A 14915-nucleotide genomic window follows, 5' to 3' on the forward strand; every position below is an offset into this window, starting at 1 on the left:
CTCGTTGTCGTTGAGCGTGTAGGTGTAGCTGACGACGCCGGTTGCGGCATTGTAGCCGGTGACGTTGAGCGTGTTGCCGAGCGCCGTGGTGAAGGAGCCGGCGCTGAAGACGCCGTTGGTGATGAAGGCGTGGCCGTCGATGCTGAGCGTGGCGATGCCGTCGGGCGAGGCGATGGTGAAGGTGCCGCCCTGGGTGGTGCTCTCCTTGGAGGTGTCGGAGCCGGCCGATTCACCGGCGCCGCGGCTGGCGAGCAGGTCGTCCTCGTTGACCGTCACGTCGCCGCCATTGGCTGCCGGCGTCAGGTCGGTGATGGTCGGCGGCGTGTTGCCGATCGAGATCGTCAGCGTGGTGTGCGAGGTGTCGCCGTCGCCGTCCTTGATGGTGTAGGTGAAGACGTCGTCATGGCCGCCGGCGGTGCCGGCGTCGCGGACATAGGTGTAGGAGCCGTCGGCATTGAGCGTCAGCTTGCCGTAGGTGCCCTGGATGACGGAGCCGACGGTGGCGGCGTTGTCGAGATCGGCATTGGTGTTGCCGGCCGCGACGCCGACCACGGTTGCGCCGTCGGCGCCCTTGGTGTCGGCGCCGGCCGCATTGCCGTCGCTGCCCGCGCCGGTCATGACGTTGCCGCCGATCGAGGCGAACGAGCCCGCAGGCACGGCATCGGTGTCGGCGACCGCGGTCGGCACGTCGTCGACGATGTTGACGGAGAGCGTGCCGGTGGCGTTCTGGCCGTCCTGGTCGGTGAGCGAGACGGTCATGTTCTCGAACAGGCTGTTGGTGCCCTGGCCGGCGGCATGCGCCTCGTTGTCGTTGAGCGTGTAGGTGTAGCTGACGACGCCGGTTGCGGCATTGTAGCCGGTGACGTTGAGCGTGTTGCCGAGCGCCGTGGTGAAGGAGCCGGCGCTGAAGACGCCGTTGGTGATGAAGGCGTGGCCGTCGATGCTGAGCGTGGCGATGCCGTCGGGCGAGGCGATGGTGAAGGTGCCCGCGCCGGTCTCGGCGGTGCTTGCCGGGTCGGATCCGGGGCCGCCCGGTGTGCCGACATTTAGTGCGGCTTCATTGACCGTCACGTCGCCGCCATTGGCTGCCGGCGTCAGGTCGGTCACGGTAGGCGTCGAGTTGCCGATCGAGATGGTCAGTGTCGTCGAAGACTGGTTTCCGTCGCCATCCGTCAGGGTGTAGTGGAATACGTCGTCCACCCCGCCCTTCGTCTCCGCGGCGCGGGTATAGGTGTAGCTGCCGTCCGAGTGCAGCACCAGCGTGCCATACTCGCCGACGATCGACACTCCGGCGCCCGTTACCGTCTGCGCCGAGCCCGGGCCCTCCTTGCCATAGGCCGACGTAACGCTCGCGCCGTCGGCGCCCTGGATGTCGGCGCCTGTCGCGTTGCCGTCGCTGCCCGCGCCGGTGATGACGTTGCCGTCGATCGGCGCGTGTGAGCCCGAAGGCACAGCATCCGTATCCGCAACAGCAGTCGGCGCATCGTCGATGATGTTGATCACGAGGGTGCCGGGAGGCGCGGCATCGCCGTCGGAGTCGGTCACGCCGACCGCGAAGCTCACACTCGTGCCGTCGCCCGAAGTGTTGGTGTTCAGCGTGTAGCTGTAATTGATCGTGCCGGTGCCGGTAGTCGCGTCGAAAGAATAGCTTGCGGTCAGCGAGCCGGTGGCGTCGGTGAAGGTCTGCGCCGCGGAGGTCAGCACATGGCCGCCGAGCGTCACTTGCGACACGCCGTCCGGCGAGGTGAAGCCAATGGTGCCGGAAGTGGTCTCGGAGGTGTTGGAGTTGTTGCCGGAATCGCCGTCGGCGATCTCGCCGGAACCGGCCGGCAATCCGCCGTGTGGCGGCAGGCCGGCTTCGTTGACGCTCGCTTCGCCAATGGTCCCGATCGACGGCGTGGAGTCCGGCTTCAGCAGGGACGGGAACAGTTCACGGTTCTCCGGCTGTCCGAACGCCAATGCAGTCGGCGGCAAAAGTGCCGACAGGCCGAAGCCGTCTCCGATCCCGCCCGGAGGCACCGAGAAGTCTCCGCCGGCGCTGCTTGGCGAGCCATTTCCGCCGGCCGAGATCGAGCCGTCGGCGCCGAAGGCGACATCGACGTGGCTGGCTTCGAGCGCGGCGATCAGGGCAATGCGCGGCACCTCGACATCGCCGATGATGAAGGTCGGCACGTTGAGCGCGCCGTCCTTGATGACGATCTCGGCGCCGTCCGGCTGCACCAGCACCAGATTGTGCCCGTCGACCTTGATGTCGTCGATCGAGACATTGGCCGGAAGCTTCACGACATTGCCGGCCTCGGCGTGATATTCATGCGCAACGTTCGAGGCTGCCGTGTTCGGTGCCGGCGCGTTTCCGGCAGGGGCGTTGGCGGCAGGAGCGTTGGCGTCCGCCGCCGGCTTGGCTGTGCTTTGTGCGTTCTGGGCGTTGCCGTCGCCCTTTGCCGGCGCGCCGCTTCCCACATCGACCGGCACAGGTTCGCCTGCCACGGGTGCCGTCTGGCCGCCGGAGGCCTGGGCGACTTGGACGCCCGAAATCGGCTGTTCGCCGACAGTTGCGTGCTCGTCCGAGAAATTTGAAACGGCGTCGAATTCGATACTGGTCGTCATAGTTCAGCCCCCTTCGGCATTTCCCGGCAAGAGACATGCGGGGCTCGAACTTTGCAACGTACCTTCAATCTTTTTGATATACTCGAATATGCATGGATTTGCATTTTTTACACTTGGTAAATCGCAACGATATATTCAGTTATATATCTTCAGGGGCGCCGCCGAACCGGCTGGGGAGCGCGGCGGCAGTTCGGCAAATTCAAGTATAAATTTGAATAAAATTTGAGACAAAGCAGAATAGATTGATTCGCGGAAACTTACCCACCTTCCTTTCCGATAATTTGAGACAAGATCGGTAGCGTCCACAGTCAAAGGTGGGCGTCATGAAAATACAAAAAGCTGCCTCGTCGGCGTCGAGGGTCAAGGTTCTGCTGCTGGCAATCGGCCTGGCCGGTCTGCCGAATGCGTCGTCCGCCAGCGCAGTCTCCGTCGCAAGTCCCGCCTCTCAAACGCTGCCTGCGCCGGCCGATCTCGGCGGCGTTTCGCTGGCCAGATTGCAGCCATGGCAGCCTGTTGCTGCCTACCGGGTCGGCGGTGCCGCCAGTGCCTATGCGCCTCTCGAAGTCCGCCCGGCGGCAAGTTCTGCGAGTGGAGAGGCTACCCCCGGAGTCGATCCGATCCGGATCGACCCGATCCAGGTTGACCCGATTCAGACTGGGGCGATCATTCCGGGCGTGTTCGGGTCGGTCGCCTTGTCCATGCGCAACTTCCCGGTCGCCGCGCGCTGGGCGCCTGTCTACAAGGCGATTATCGACTGCACGGCCGGAAGTGCCTGCGATCGTGAGAACGCTGCGTTTGGCGAGATCGTCGGCATTGCAGCCAACAAGGCTTTTCGCGACAAGCTGGACTTCGTCAACAGCAGCATCAACCGGCTGATCGCCTATCGCAAGGACAGCGTCGTCTACGGCAAGCTCGACTACTGGGCGAAGCCGTCGGAGATCCTCGAGCATCGCGCCGGCGATTGCGAGGATTTCGCGATCCTGAAGATGGCGGCGCTGTTGCGCGCCGGCATCCCGGCGCAGAGCATGTCGCTGGTCGTGTTGCAGGATCGCCGCCGGAAATTCTTCCACGCGGTGCTGTCGGTGAGCACCGGAAGCGGCACCTTCATCCTGGACAGCCTCAGCAACGTTGTGGCGATGGACCGCGATCTTCCCGATTATGTCCCGCTCTATTCCTTCAGCACCGACCGCGCCTGGATCCACGGCACGAAAGCCGGCGCACAGATCGCCGACATCGCCGGCGGTTTCGCGACAGTGGCGCCCGGCGAAGGCGCTTCGCCCGATGTGACGGTCACGTCGGCAGGCTCCGGTTTCGCAACGAAATAGGCGGCTCGCCTCTTTCAACCGTTTGAGACGAACGCCATCAGCAGCTCCGGCTCTGTGACTGGCGCGCGCACCGCGCTGAGCTGGCCCCTGTAGCGGCGCTCGCCGGCGCCGATGACGAAGCCGGTGGTGACGGGTGTCTCGCCATTGGCGTCGAGCCGGGCAAAAACGTCGACGACGTTGAGGTCCAGCGCCAGCTTGAGGTCCTGCCTGCCGTCGTCGCCCGGCGCGTTCGGCAGCTGGCGCCTGACCAATTGCTGGAACGGGGCATTGAAGGTCAGGATCTTTTTCGACGAAGACAGCGCGAAGGCGGGCGAGGGGCAGGCGACCAGGATCGCGTTGATGGTCCGGATCGAAGCGAGCTTGCGCAGTTCCATGCTTTCCTCGGCGAGGCCGCGCATGCATGCGACCCGGATCGCCGATGTGAGATTGCCCTGGTCGGGATGATTTTCGGCGATCTCCGCGACCAGCATGCCGATCGTGCATTTGCGGCTTTCGGCCATCTGCTTCAGCGACACCCAGAAAGCGCGCTCCAAACGGATGCCGCGGCGCACGCCGCCACGCGCCACGACGCGGAACTCCGGGCCGAAATCCTCGGCTGCGAGCGGCGGCAGCAGCCGGTCGCGCGGAGTGTCGGGGCGTGCGGCGCTATCGTTCACTCATCGCCTCCTGGCGCGCCTTGTTGATGGGCTTCAATAGATAGTTGAGGATCGTCTTGCGCCCGGTCTTGATATCGACCGAGCAGATCATGCCGGGGATAATCGAATAAGTCTTGCCGTTCCTTTGCAGCGTGGATTTCTCGGTCGCGACGCGCACTTGATAGTAGGGCTCGCCCGTCTTCTGGTCGACCAGGCTGTCGGCGGTGATGTTGGAGACCTTGCCTTCGATGCCGCCGAAGATCGAGAAGTCGTAGGCCGTGACCTTGATCAGCGCGTCCTGGTCCGGCTGGATGAAGGCGACGTCGCGCGGCGAGACCCGCGCCTCGACCAGCAGCGTCTCCGAGGTCGGCACGATGCCGGCCACGACCGCGCCCGGCTGGACGAAAGCGCCGAGCGTGTTGACATCGAGCGTGTTGACGATGCCGTCGACAGGCGAGCGAATATCGGTCCGCGCCACCTTGTCGGTGGCGCCGCGAATGGTTTCGTCCACCACAGAGAGGTCCGCCAGCGCCTGCGTCAAGTCGCTCAATGCTTCCTGCTGCAATTGCAGGCCGAGCTCGTCGACTTGAAGCTGCGCCTCGGTGATGGCCGCCTTGCTCTTCTTAATGGTCTCTCCGGCAAGGTTGAGCTGCCCGCGCAGATCGGTCTGCTCCCGCTCGACGCGAATCTGTTCGGTCCTGGCCATCAGGCCTTTCTTGACCATCGATTCGACCAGCGCCGTTTCCTGGTCGCTGACGGCGAGGCTCTTGGACAGGCGGTCGGAATTGGCGGTTGCCTCGTCCAGTTCCTTCTCGCGCTGATCGAGACGCGACTTCAGCACGGAAAGCTTGACTTGGAAGTTGTCCCGGCGCGCAACGAGCAGCTTCTGCTCGTTGTCGCAGATCTCCGGGGCAGTCTTCTGGATGTCGGACGGACAGGGGAACGTGCCCTCGAGATTGCCGCTCTGCTCGAATTTGAGCCTGGCAATGCGCGCCTGCAACGCCCGCGCCTTGGCCTGCTCCTCACCGAGGCTCGAGGTGTTGCCTGTGTTGTCGAGGCGGATGATCAGATCGTTCTTCCTGACGGTCTGGCCAATCTTGACAGCGATTTCCTGGACGACGCCGGCTTCGCTCGCCTGGATGATCTGCGTCTTGGAAGCGGGAATGACCTTGCCGTCGCCGCGCGCGATCTCATCGACCTCGGCAAAGGATGCCCAGGCGGTGAAGGCCACGAACAGTGCCCCTATGATGTATACGGACGCCGAAGCGAAAAGCGGCGGCCGGTCGTCTTTTGCTAACATTCCCCAACGTCCCGGTCAGGCATTCGCCTTTTGCAATGCCTGGATGATTTGTTCCTTTGCTCCGTCCGCGACCACGCGCCCCTGCTCGATGACGATGAGGCGGTCGACCAGCTCCAGCATGCTATAGCGATGGGTCGACACGATCAGCGTCGTGTTGCGGTCGAACGCCACCTTGAGCTGCCTGATCAGCTGCCGTTCCGAGGCAAGGTCCATCGAACCCGACGGCTCGTCCAGGAACACGATTTTCGGCTTGGTCAGCAGCAGCCGCGCGATCGCCACGGCCTGCCTCTGGCCGCCCGACAGATTGGTGCCACGCTCACCGACATTCATGTCGTAGCCGCGCGGATGGCGAGAGACGAAATCGTCGACGCCCGCGGCCTTCGCCGCATCGATGATTTCCTCGTCGGTCGCGTCCGGAGCGGCCATCAGGAGGTTTTCCTTGATGGTGCCCGAAAACAGGTCGCCGGCCTGCGCGACGATACCGACCGCGGCACGAACTTCGGACGGGTGGTATTGGCGGATGTCGATGCCGTCGAGCAGCAGCTCTCCGGATGTCGGCAGGAACAGCCGGCCGATCAGGCGGCCCATCGTGGTTTTGCCGGAGCCGATGCGGCCGATGATGCCGATGCGCTCGCCGGGCCGGATTGCGATGTTGAGCCCGTTCAGAACCTCGTTTTCGGTGCCTGGATAGGCGAAGCCGACATTCTTGAACAGCATCGCGCCGCTGCGGATCGGCCGGTTGACGAAGCCGACCGTGTCGGGCCGGTCCTCCGGCTGCGACATGATCGTATTGACGATCCTGAGCGACAGCATGGCTTGCCGCAAGCGGGAGAGCGTGATGGCGATCTGGCCGAGCGGCGCGACTGCGCGGCCCGCCAGCATGACCGTGCCGATAATCGCGCCCGTCGAGACCTGGCCTTCCGAGAAGGCATAGGCACCGGCAACCACCAGGGCGACGGTGACGAATTGCTGGATGGCGCCGGTGATGTTGCCGGCGGCGGCGGAAAGCTCCTTGATCTTCTCCGAGGTGTTGGCGGCGTTCTTCGAGTGCTCGCCCCATTTGCGCAGCAGATAGGCCTCGGCACGCAGCGACTTGATCGTCTCCAGCGTCGAAATGGACTCGACCAGGAGGGCCTGGCGCTGAGCAGATTCGTTCATCGAGGCGGCGACCCGCTTGCCGATGCGCCTTTGTGTCACCAGACCGACAATGACGGCGATGACGAAGGCAAGTGCCGGTATGATCACCAGCCAGCCGCCAATGGCGTAGATGACCAGCAGGAAGACGAAGACGAAAACCGTGTCGATGAAGACGCTTATGGTATTCGAGGTGAAGAACTCGCGCACGAACTCATATTGTGTGACGCGGTTCGCGTATTCGCCGGTCGATCCCGGCCGCGCCGAAAGCGACGAGTTGAGCACTTTCTCGAACAGCAAATAGGAAATCCTGAGATCCGCCCTGCGCCCGGCATAGTCGATAAGCGAGGCGCGGGCCGTCTTCAGCAACAGGTCGAACAGGATGGCCGCGCCGATCCCGAACGCCAGCACCCAGAGCGTCGAGATCGCCTTGTTCGGCAGGATGCGGTCGTAGACATTCATGGTGAAGATCGGCGAGGCGATCGCCAAGAGGTTGATGAAGACCGCCGACAGCACGACCTTCGAGTAGGTGCGCCAGAACGCCCCCATCGTTCCGGTCAGCCAATGGCGTCTTTCGATCCTCGGCGCCGTGCCGACCGTCATCTCCTCGGCGGTGTTGGCATAGGTGATCGAGAATGAGGCGCCACCGCTGATGTAGCTTTCGGCAAGCTCCGATTTGCCGATCGTGGTGCGGCCGTTTTCCTGCGGCGCCGTTAGAAATTGCCCAGTTTCCGTTTCGGCGAGCAACGCAACCGGCAGTTGGCTGGCGCGGAAGACGATGGCCGGAAGATCGACCCGGCCGCGCACGAAATCGCGATGGTTGAACGCCTGGACCTCGAGACCGATCCGTTCGGCCAGATGCCTGATGTCGTCCGGCTCGATCAGCGTGTCCGAAATCGGCACCCCGGCAAACAGCACGGTCTCGGCGCTCGGCCGGCCAAGATAGGCTGCAATCGCCGAGAAGCAGGCTTTGAAAGCCTCCTTGGGCGAGACGATATTAGGTTGCTGGTTCACGATCCGCCCCGAAGGACCAGAGATCGATGCTTACATCGGCTGCTTCTTCCTGACCGGCGCGAGGATGTCGAACGGCAGATCGTTCTTCTGCTCCGATGGTGTGCGCGCATAGGTTTCGGTATCGGCTGTCGCCGGCACGCCGAATTCGCTGCGCGCGTAGGCGGCTGCCTGCTTGGCCGGCTGGATGTTCAGGGTCTTCAGCAACTCCCCGGTCGCGGCCAGCAGCCGGTATTGGGCAAACAGCGACGCGTAGGACGAGGTGTCGGCCAGCGTCGCGGTGTTGAAGCGCGTGTTCTGCGCATCGAGCACGTCGAGCAGCGAGCGCTGTCCGACCTTGAACTGCTCGCGGTAGGAGGCAACCAGCCTTTCGTTGGTTGCTGCCTGCAGGCGCAGCGTCTGCGCAAGTTCCGCCTGGCGGAAGCGGCGGTCCCAAGATGTGCGGACGGCTTCCTCGATCTCGCGCAGCACCTGATGCAGCGCAAGGCGCTGCTCGCTGGTGCGGCGGATCTGCTCCTGCTCGTTGGCTTTGTCGATGCCGCCGCGATAGAGATTCCAGCGCAGCACCACCCGAGCCTGCAGGTCGCTGGTGTCGCCGTCGTCGCCGTCGATGTCATAGCCGCCCCGGGCGACACCCTCGGCGGTAATGGTGGGGCCGTATTTCGCCCGCGCGGCGTCGACCAGCGACGCGGCAGCATCGATGTCGCTGTTGGCCATGTGGACGCGCGGATTGTTCTGTCTGGCAAGCCCGATCGCGTCATCGAGCGAGCGCGGCAGCGCGCCGGCCACATCGGCCGGCCGCGACGGGTTGGTCAGCGGCTTGCCGACATTCTTGAAGAAGCGGATCTTGGCCGCTTCCAGTTCCTCGGTCGCCTCCTGCATCCGCGCCTTGGCGGCGTAAAGCCGCTCCTCGGCCTGCTGCCGGTCGGCATCGTTGAGCGCGCCGCCCGCGATGCCTTGCTTGATGTCGCCGAGTATAGACTGATGGAAGCCGAGGTTCTTCTTCGCTTCGGCGACGATCGACGCCTGCAGCATGTATTCGAGATAGTCCTGGACGACGGCAAGCCCGATGAATTCGGACCGTTCCAACACCCTGAAGGAAGCTCCGTCGACGCGCGAGGCCTGGCGGTTCAATTCGGCCCGTCTCGCGCCACTGTCATAGAGCGTCTGTGAGACGGTGAGGTCCGCTTCGTTTGGATAAAGCGCGTCATGGTCCTCGTCGAGCGCTCGCCGGGAGTCGTTATCCAGACGGCGGACGCCGGTCGACGCTTCGAGATCGACGCTGGGAAGATAGAGCCCTTTCGCCTGGCGCAGCTCGAATTCGATGGCTTCGCGGTTTTCGATCGCCTGCCCAATCTCCGGATTGGATTCGACCGCGACTGCTACAGCTTCCTTGAGCGTGAGTGCGCTGGCGCTTCCGCAAGCCAGCATCGACACCGTCATGGCAAGCGCAAAGCGCCAGCCGACGGTCACTTTACCCGTCCTGGTCATTTCTACCCCGTGACTATCCCCGCGCCTTTTTGTTTTTGTCAGCGCTTATTTCGCCCAAGCCTGCCACCGGAGCTTGCAACGAGTATCTAGCAGATTTTTCGCGGATGGGAGGACTTATTGATTTGGAGCGCTCCAAAAGCACGGATTCCAGCCATTAGTTCCGGCGGATGTAGCAAAAATGGCACAGAAAACGATCCTCGCCGAGGGCGCCGTTCAGTTGAAACCGACCGCGAACACTATTTTCCCTAAATAAACAGTAAGTCCGCACAAAGGAATCGACCGAGGCGTCGCTCACCGTGCCAACTTTGGCGGTCAGATCGGCACGTGGCATGAACCGCGGCATCTGCCCTTCCTCCGGACATGGCCAAGGCTTTGAAACACCTGAAGGTTGCGGATTGCTGCGGGAAATCTGCGCCGGTCCTGCAAGACGTGCGCACGAAATTGCCCATGGGTGGCTGGTTTTGTTGGCAAACGGGGATCGTTCCCTGTATTGCGGGCTGAAGCAAAGCATGGACGTTCTTGTATGACAAATGTCGCCCTGACCGGGCTTGCCCGCGATCTCGCCCGGCGCGCCACCGACGGCCGCCCCGTGCGCATCGGCGTCATCGGTTCCGGCGAGATGGGCACCGATCTGGTGACGCAGGGCATGCTGATGCCGGGCATTTCGATTGCGGCCATTTCCACGCGCCGCCCGCACACGGCTCGCGACGCGATCCGCATCGCCTATGGCGACGATGCAATGGCTGCAGAAGCCGAGACCGCCTCCAAGGTAAGCCAGGCGATAGAAGGCGGCAGGATCGCCATCACCTCGAACGAGATGCTGGTCACCAATCCGCTGATCGACGTCGTCATTGATGCCACCGGTAAACCCGGCGTCGCCGCCGATTTCGACCTGATGGCCATGCAACATGGCAAGCATCTGGTGATGATGAATGTCGAGGCCGACGTGACCATCGGCTGCTACCTCAAGCAGCAGGCGGATCGGCTCGGCGTCGTCTATTCGGTCGGCGCCGGCGATGAGCCGTCGAGCTGCATGGAGCTGATCGAGTTCGCCTCGGCGCTCGGTTATACCATCGTCTCGGCCGGCAAGGGCAAGAACAACCCGCTCAACCACGACGCCGTTCCCGACGATTATCGGGATGAAGCGCTGCGCCGGAACATGAACCCGCGCATGTTGGTCGAGTTCGTCGACGGCTCCAAGACCATGGTCGAGATGTGCGCCATCGCCAACGCCACCGGCCTGGTGCCCGATGTTCCGGGCATGCACGGTCCGAAAGCCGACCGTGATCAGCTGGCCAAGGTGCTCATCCCGCGCGAGGACGGCGGCATCCTGTCGAAGAAGGGTATCGTCGACTACACGATCGGCAAGGGCGTGGCGCCTGGCGTCTTCGTCATCGTTGAGGCGACGCATCCGCGCGTCGTCGAGCGCATGGACGATCTCCATGTCGGCCACGGCCCTTATTACAGCTTCTTCAGGCCGTACCACCTGACCTCGCTGGAGGTGCCGCTGACCGCAGCCCGCATCATGCTCTACGGCAAACCCGACATGGTGCCGCTGCCTAAACCGGTGGCCGAGGTCTGCGCGGTCGCCAAGCGCGACCTCGCCGCAGGCGAGATCTTCGACGCCATCGGCGAGACCTGCTACCGCTCCTGGACCATGACGGTCGCCGAGGCGCGCGCCAGCCATGCCGTGCCGGTCGGACTGCTCGAAGGCGGCAAGGTCCTGAAGCCGGTCAGGAAGGGCGAACTCCTGACCGCCGACAACGCCACGCCCGACCAGACGACCAAGCTATTTGCCCTGCGCCAACTGCAGGACGAGATGCTGTATGGCGTGAGGACTACTTCCCCAGCTCTATCGATCTGAGCCGCGCCGCTTCCACCGCGTCGGTCAAAAGCTTCGTCAGCCGGTCTTCGCCCATCAGCACTGCAAGCGCTGCGGCGGTCGTGCCGTTCGGGCTGGTGACCTGCTGGCGCAGCACGCCCGGCTCTTCATCGCTTTCGGCGGCAAGCGAGGCTGCACCATAGACGGTCTGCAGGGCGAGCAGTTTGGCTGTCTCGGCCGGCAAGCCGGCCTTCTCGGCGGCGACCGTCAGCGCCTCGATGAAATGGAAAATATAGGCCGGGCCGGAACCGGAGACCGCGGTCACGGCGTCCATCAGGCTCTCGTCGTCGATCGTCGTCACGACACCGCTCGCCGACAGCAGCTCGGCGGCGAAGCGCCTGACGTTGTCGGGAACGAGCGGGTTGGAAAACACCACCATCATCCCCTTGCCGATCGCCGCCGGCGTGTTCGGCATGCAGCGCACGATCGGCGCGAGCCCGCCCAGGATCTCCGCGAAGGTCGCGACCGGCGTGCCCGCGGCGATGCTGACGAAGGTGGTCCTGCCGTCGCCGAAGCGCTTGTAGCTTGCCGTCACATCGCGGACGACCTGCGGTTTCACGGCGATGACGACGAGATCGGGCATGGCATCGGCGGGAATTGCGGATGCGTCGGCCGCGGCGCCGCAACCAAGATGTTCGGCTCGCCTGCGCAACTCGGCATTGGGCTCGACCACGAACACCGCCGACGGCTCGAGCTTGCCGGATTTCAGCCAGCCAGAGAGCATCGCGTAACCCATATTGCCGCAACCGGCGAGAACGAGCCTGATGGTCATCGAAACCTCCGCAAAGAGGGCTCTCCTTAGCCGCTCGCGCGGTTGCGGAAAAGTCCAGTCTCAAGGAGATCGATCGGCCAGATCAGTCGGGGCGGCGAGCCGAGAGAGGTCGCAGCGACACTTGTCGTAGGCCAAGCACGCTGCGGCCCTGCCGGCGACTCGGCGAGGCGGTGCGCGATCTGACCGAAAGCCGCTCGCGCCGCCGCTATTTCTAAAACACCCCGTCTTCGCTAAAAGCGGCCTTCGATAAAAGCAGCCGGTTTCGGGTTTACGGCATCCGACGACGTTTTGACGGGATTGCCCTGTCGAATTTTCGTGAAAATGCCGCGCGGCATTTGACCGCTTGCGCGCCGCGTTCGCGTGCCGACTGCTGGATTGAGGATCAGGGCTGCGTGCGAGGCGTGGCCGCGCAACAGTGTTGAAGGTGAATGATGGCCGAAGTGATCGACGGGAAGAGTGTCGCCGCAGACGTGGTATCGAAGGTCAAGGCGCTGACCGCCGAGCTTTCGGCCAAGGGCGCGACCAGGCCCGGTCTGGCGGTGGTGATCGTGGGCGAGGATCCGGCAAGCCAGGTCTACGTCGCCTCGAAGTCGCGCACGGCCAAGGAGTGCGGCTTCCATTCGCTCCAGCACACGCTGCCGGCTGAGACGACCGAAGAGCAGCTGTTGAAGACCATCGGCGATCTCAACGCCGACCCGTCGATCCACGGCATCCTCGTGCAACTGCCGCTGCCCGGCCATATCGATGCCGGCAAGGTCATCCAGACGATCGCGCCGGAAAAGGATGTCGACGGCTTCCACTTCATCAATGTCGGCAAGCTCGGCACCGGCGAGCTCGAGACGGCGTTCGTGCCCTGCACGCCCGCCGGCTCGATGCTGTTGATCCAGCGCGTGCGCGGCAAGGACCTTTCCGGCCTCAATGCCATCGTCGTCGGCCGCTCCAACATCGTCGGCAAGCCGATGGCCAATCTGCTGCTCGCCGCCAACTGCACCGTCACCATTGCCCATAGCCGTACCAAGGACCTGCCGGCGCTGGCGCGGACCGCCGATATCCTGGTCGCCGCCGTCGGCCGTCCAGAAATGATCAAGGGTGATTGGGTGAAGCCCGGCGCCACCGTTATCGATGTCGGCATCAACCGCATCCCGGCGCCAGAGAAGGGCGAAGGCAAGTCGCGGCTGGTCGGCGACGTCGTCTATGCCGAAGCGGCCGCGGTCGCCGGCGCCATCACGCCGGTCCCCGGCGGCGTCGGACCGATGACCATTGCCATGCTGATGGCCAACACTGTAGCTTCCGCCTACCTCGCGGCCGGATTGAAGCGGCCGTCCTTCTGATCGGAAAGCAGCATCCTTGCCGAATCTTACTGCTCCTGTTGAACGGCCGGTCATGGGCGATCCCGTTCAGGGCGGTCGGCAGTTCGGCTTCCTGCTGGTCGACAAGTTTTCGATGTTCTCGCTGGCGGCGGCGATCGATTGCTTCCGCTCGGCCAACCGTCTGCTCGGCCGTGATTATTACGGCTGGACGACGATATCGGCAGATGGCGACGCGGTCATGGCTTCCAACGGCCTTCCGCTCAAGATCGACTATTCAGTCGCCGACATGCCGCCGGTCGATATCCTGTTCGTCTCGGTCGGGCTCACCACCGAGTTCCCCGGCAAGAGCAAGGTGCTGGCGGCGCTGCGCAGCTGGGGCCGCCGCGGCAACGCGCTCGGCGCGCTCTCGGTCGGCTCCTATCTGCTCGCCGAGGCCGGCCAGCTCGACGGCTACCGCTGCACTATCCACTGGGAAAACCGCGCGGGCTTCATGGAGCGTTTTCCGGACATCAACTGCACCGGCAACGTTTTCGAGATCGATCGCAAGCGCTACACCTGTGCCGGCGGCACCACCTCGATCGATCTGATGCTGGAGATCGTGCGCGGCGATTTCGGCTCCAATCTCGCCAATGGCGTCGCCAACCAGTTCCAGCACGAGCGCATCCGCTCGGCCGGTGACCGCCAGCGCGTCGGACCTGAGCGCGACCTCACCGGCAAGTCGGAGAAGCTGAGACGTATCGTTGAGCTGATGGCCGACCATCTCGATGAGCCTTTGTCGGCGGTGCAGCTTGCCAAGTCGGCGGGCCTGTCGGTGCGCCAGGTCGAGCGCCTGTTCCTGCGCCATCTCAACGTGACGCCGGGCCGCTACTACATGCGACTCAGGCTCGAGCGAGCGCGCGAATTGCTGCGCCAGACCAACATGCCGATCCTCGACGTCGCGATCGCCACCGGCTTCACCTCCCACTCCTATTTCGCGCAAAGCTACCGGCTGCAGTTCGGCCGTCCGCCGTCGGAAGAGCGCCGAACCACCTATTGAGCGACTTGCCGGCCATCGGACTTGTCTGCAAAGCCCGGCTCAAATAGCTTTCCCGGCGCGGACGGGGGTTCACTCAGGAGATTTTCATGGCGGGACTGGCACGGAGCGTCGCTGCGGCGATCCTCCTTTTGTCGATGACCACCTTTGGCTTTGCCGCCAACAAGGTCATCATCATTCTCGATGCATCCGGCTCCATGTGGGCCCAGATAGACGGCAAGCCGAAGCTCGAGATCGCGCGCGAATCGCTGCGCACGGTGCTGCAGTCGGTGCCGGGCGACGACGAGATCGGCTTCATGGCCTACGGGCATCGCCAGAAAGGTAGCTGCGCGGACATCGAGCTGATCGTGCCGCCGCAGGCGGGTTCGGCGAGCGCGATCTCGGCGGCCGCCGACAGCATGAAATTTCTCGGCCA

Annotated in this window: 10 protein-coding genes and 1 pseudogene; 5 read left to right on the forward strand and 6 right to left on the reverse strand. The window is 63.9% G+C overall.

What is annotated here, in order from left to right:
- On the reverse strand, nt 1-2607 hold a 2607-nt coding region (locus EOA49_RS22500; RefSeq protein WP_206520211.1), incomplete at its 3' end, for an Ig-like domain-containing protein.
- 323 nt (nt 2608-2930) lie between these two features.
- Here EOA49_RS22500 and EOA49_RS22505 point away from each other — a divergent pair.
- On the forward strand, nt 2931-3932 hold the full coding sequence (locus tag EOA49_RS22505) for a transglutaminase-like cysteine peptidase (protein ID WP_127239864.1): 1002 nt from the start codon (nt 2931-2933) through the stop codon (nt 3930-3932).
- A gap of 14 nt (nt 3933-3946) precedes the next feature.
- On the opposite strand, the gene EOA49_RS22510 is transcribed toward EOA49_RS22505, so the two are convergent.
- Genes EOA49_RS22510 through EOA49_RS22525 form a run of 4 tightly spaced genes read right to left on the reverse strand, consistent with a single transcriptional unit; the run spans nt 3947 to nt 9503 of the window.
- Nucleotides 3947-4588: a ribbon-helix-helix domain-containing protein gene (locus EOA49_RS22510; protein WP_067327220.1), complete on the reverse strand. Its 642-nt coding sequence runs from the start codon at nt 4586-4588 to the stop codon at nt 3947-3949.
- Nucleotides 4578-5867 carry an HlyD family type I secretion periplasmic adaptor subunit gene (locus EOA49_RS22515; protein ID WP_127239865.1) on the reverse strand — a complete coding sequence of 430 codons (1290 nt, stop codon included), beginning with the start codon at nt 5865-5867 and terminating at the stop codon, nt 4578-4580. The genes EOA49_RS22510 and EOA49_RS22515 overlap by 11 nt, the downstream gene beginning before the upstream one ends.
- Nucleotides 5868-5882: 15 nt before the next feature.
- Entirely contained in the window at nt 5883-8015 is a 2133-nt protein-coding gene (locus EOA49_RS22520) for a type I secretion system permease/ATPase (RefSeq protein ID WP_127239866.1), read from the reverse strand.
- A gap of 30 nt (nt 8016-8045) precedes the next feature.
- Nucleotides 8046-9503 carry a TolC family protein gene (locus EOA49_RS22525; protein ID WP_127239867.1) on the reverse strand — a complete coding sequence of 486 codons (1458 nt, stop codon included), beginning with the start codon at nt 9501-9503 and terminating at the stop codon, nt 8046-8048.
- A gap of 523 nt (nt 9504-10026) precedes the next feature.
- Here EOA49_RS22525 and EOA49_RS22530 point away from each other — a divergent pair.
- A complete protein-coding gene (locus tag EOA49_RS22530) occupies nt 10027-11367 on the forward strand; it encodes an NAD(P)H-dependent oxidoreductase (RefSeq protein ID WP_127239868.1) in 1341 nt (446 codons plus the stop codon).
- On the opposite strand, the gene proC is transcribed toward EOA49_RS22530, so the two are convergent.
- Nucleotides 11342-12157, reverse strand: a complete 816-nt coding sequence (proC, locus tag EOA49_RS22535) for a pyrroline-5-carboxylate reductase (protein ID WP_127239869.1) — start codon at nt 12155-12157, stop codon at nt 11342-11344. The genes EOA49_RS22530 and proC overlap by 26 nt on opposite strands.
- A 431-nt stretch (nt 12158-12588) precedes the next feature.
- Between proC and folD the strand changes: the two genes are divergently transcribed.
- The 3 genes and pseudogenes from folD to EOA49_RS22550 form a co-directional block, all read left to right on the forward strand.
- Nucleotides 12589-13488 carry a bifunctional methylenetetrahydrofolate dehydrogenase/methenyltetrahydrofolate cyclohydrolase FolD gene (gene folD / locus EOA49_RS22540; protein WP_067327995.1) on the forward strand — a complete coding sequence of 300 codons (900 nt, stop codon included), beginning with the start codon at nt 12589-12591 and terminating at the stop codon, nt 13486-13488.
- A 52-nt stretch (nt 13489-13540) separates the two neighbouring features.
- The gene (locus tag EOA49_RS22545) at nt 13541-14503 is read left to right on the forward strand and encodes a GlxA family transcriptional regulator (RefSeq protein WP_082953990.1); all 963 of its coding nucleotides are present in this window, start codon (nt 13541-13543) and stop codon (nt 14501-14503) included.
- Between the two features lie 86 nt (nt 14504-14589).
- A pseudogene (locus tag EOA49_RS22550) lies at nt 14590-14915 on the forward strand (VWA domain-containing protein); the annotation flags it as partial.

It is taken from the genome of Mesorhizobium sp. M1A.F.Ca.IN.020.04.1.1 (assembly GCF_003997315.1).
Taxonomy (GTDB): domain Bacteria; phylum Pseudomonadota; class Alphaproteobacteria; order Rhizobiales; family Rhizobiaceae; genus Mesorhizobium.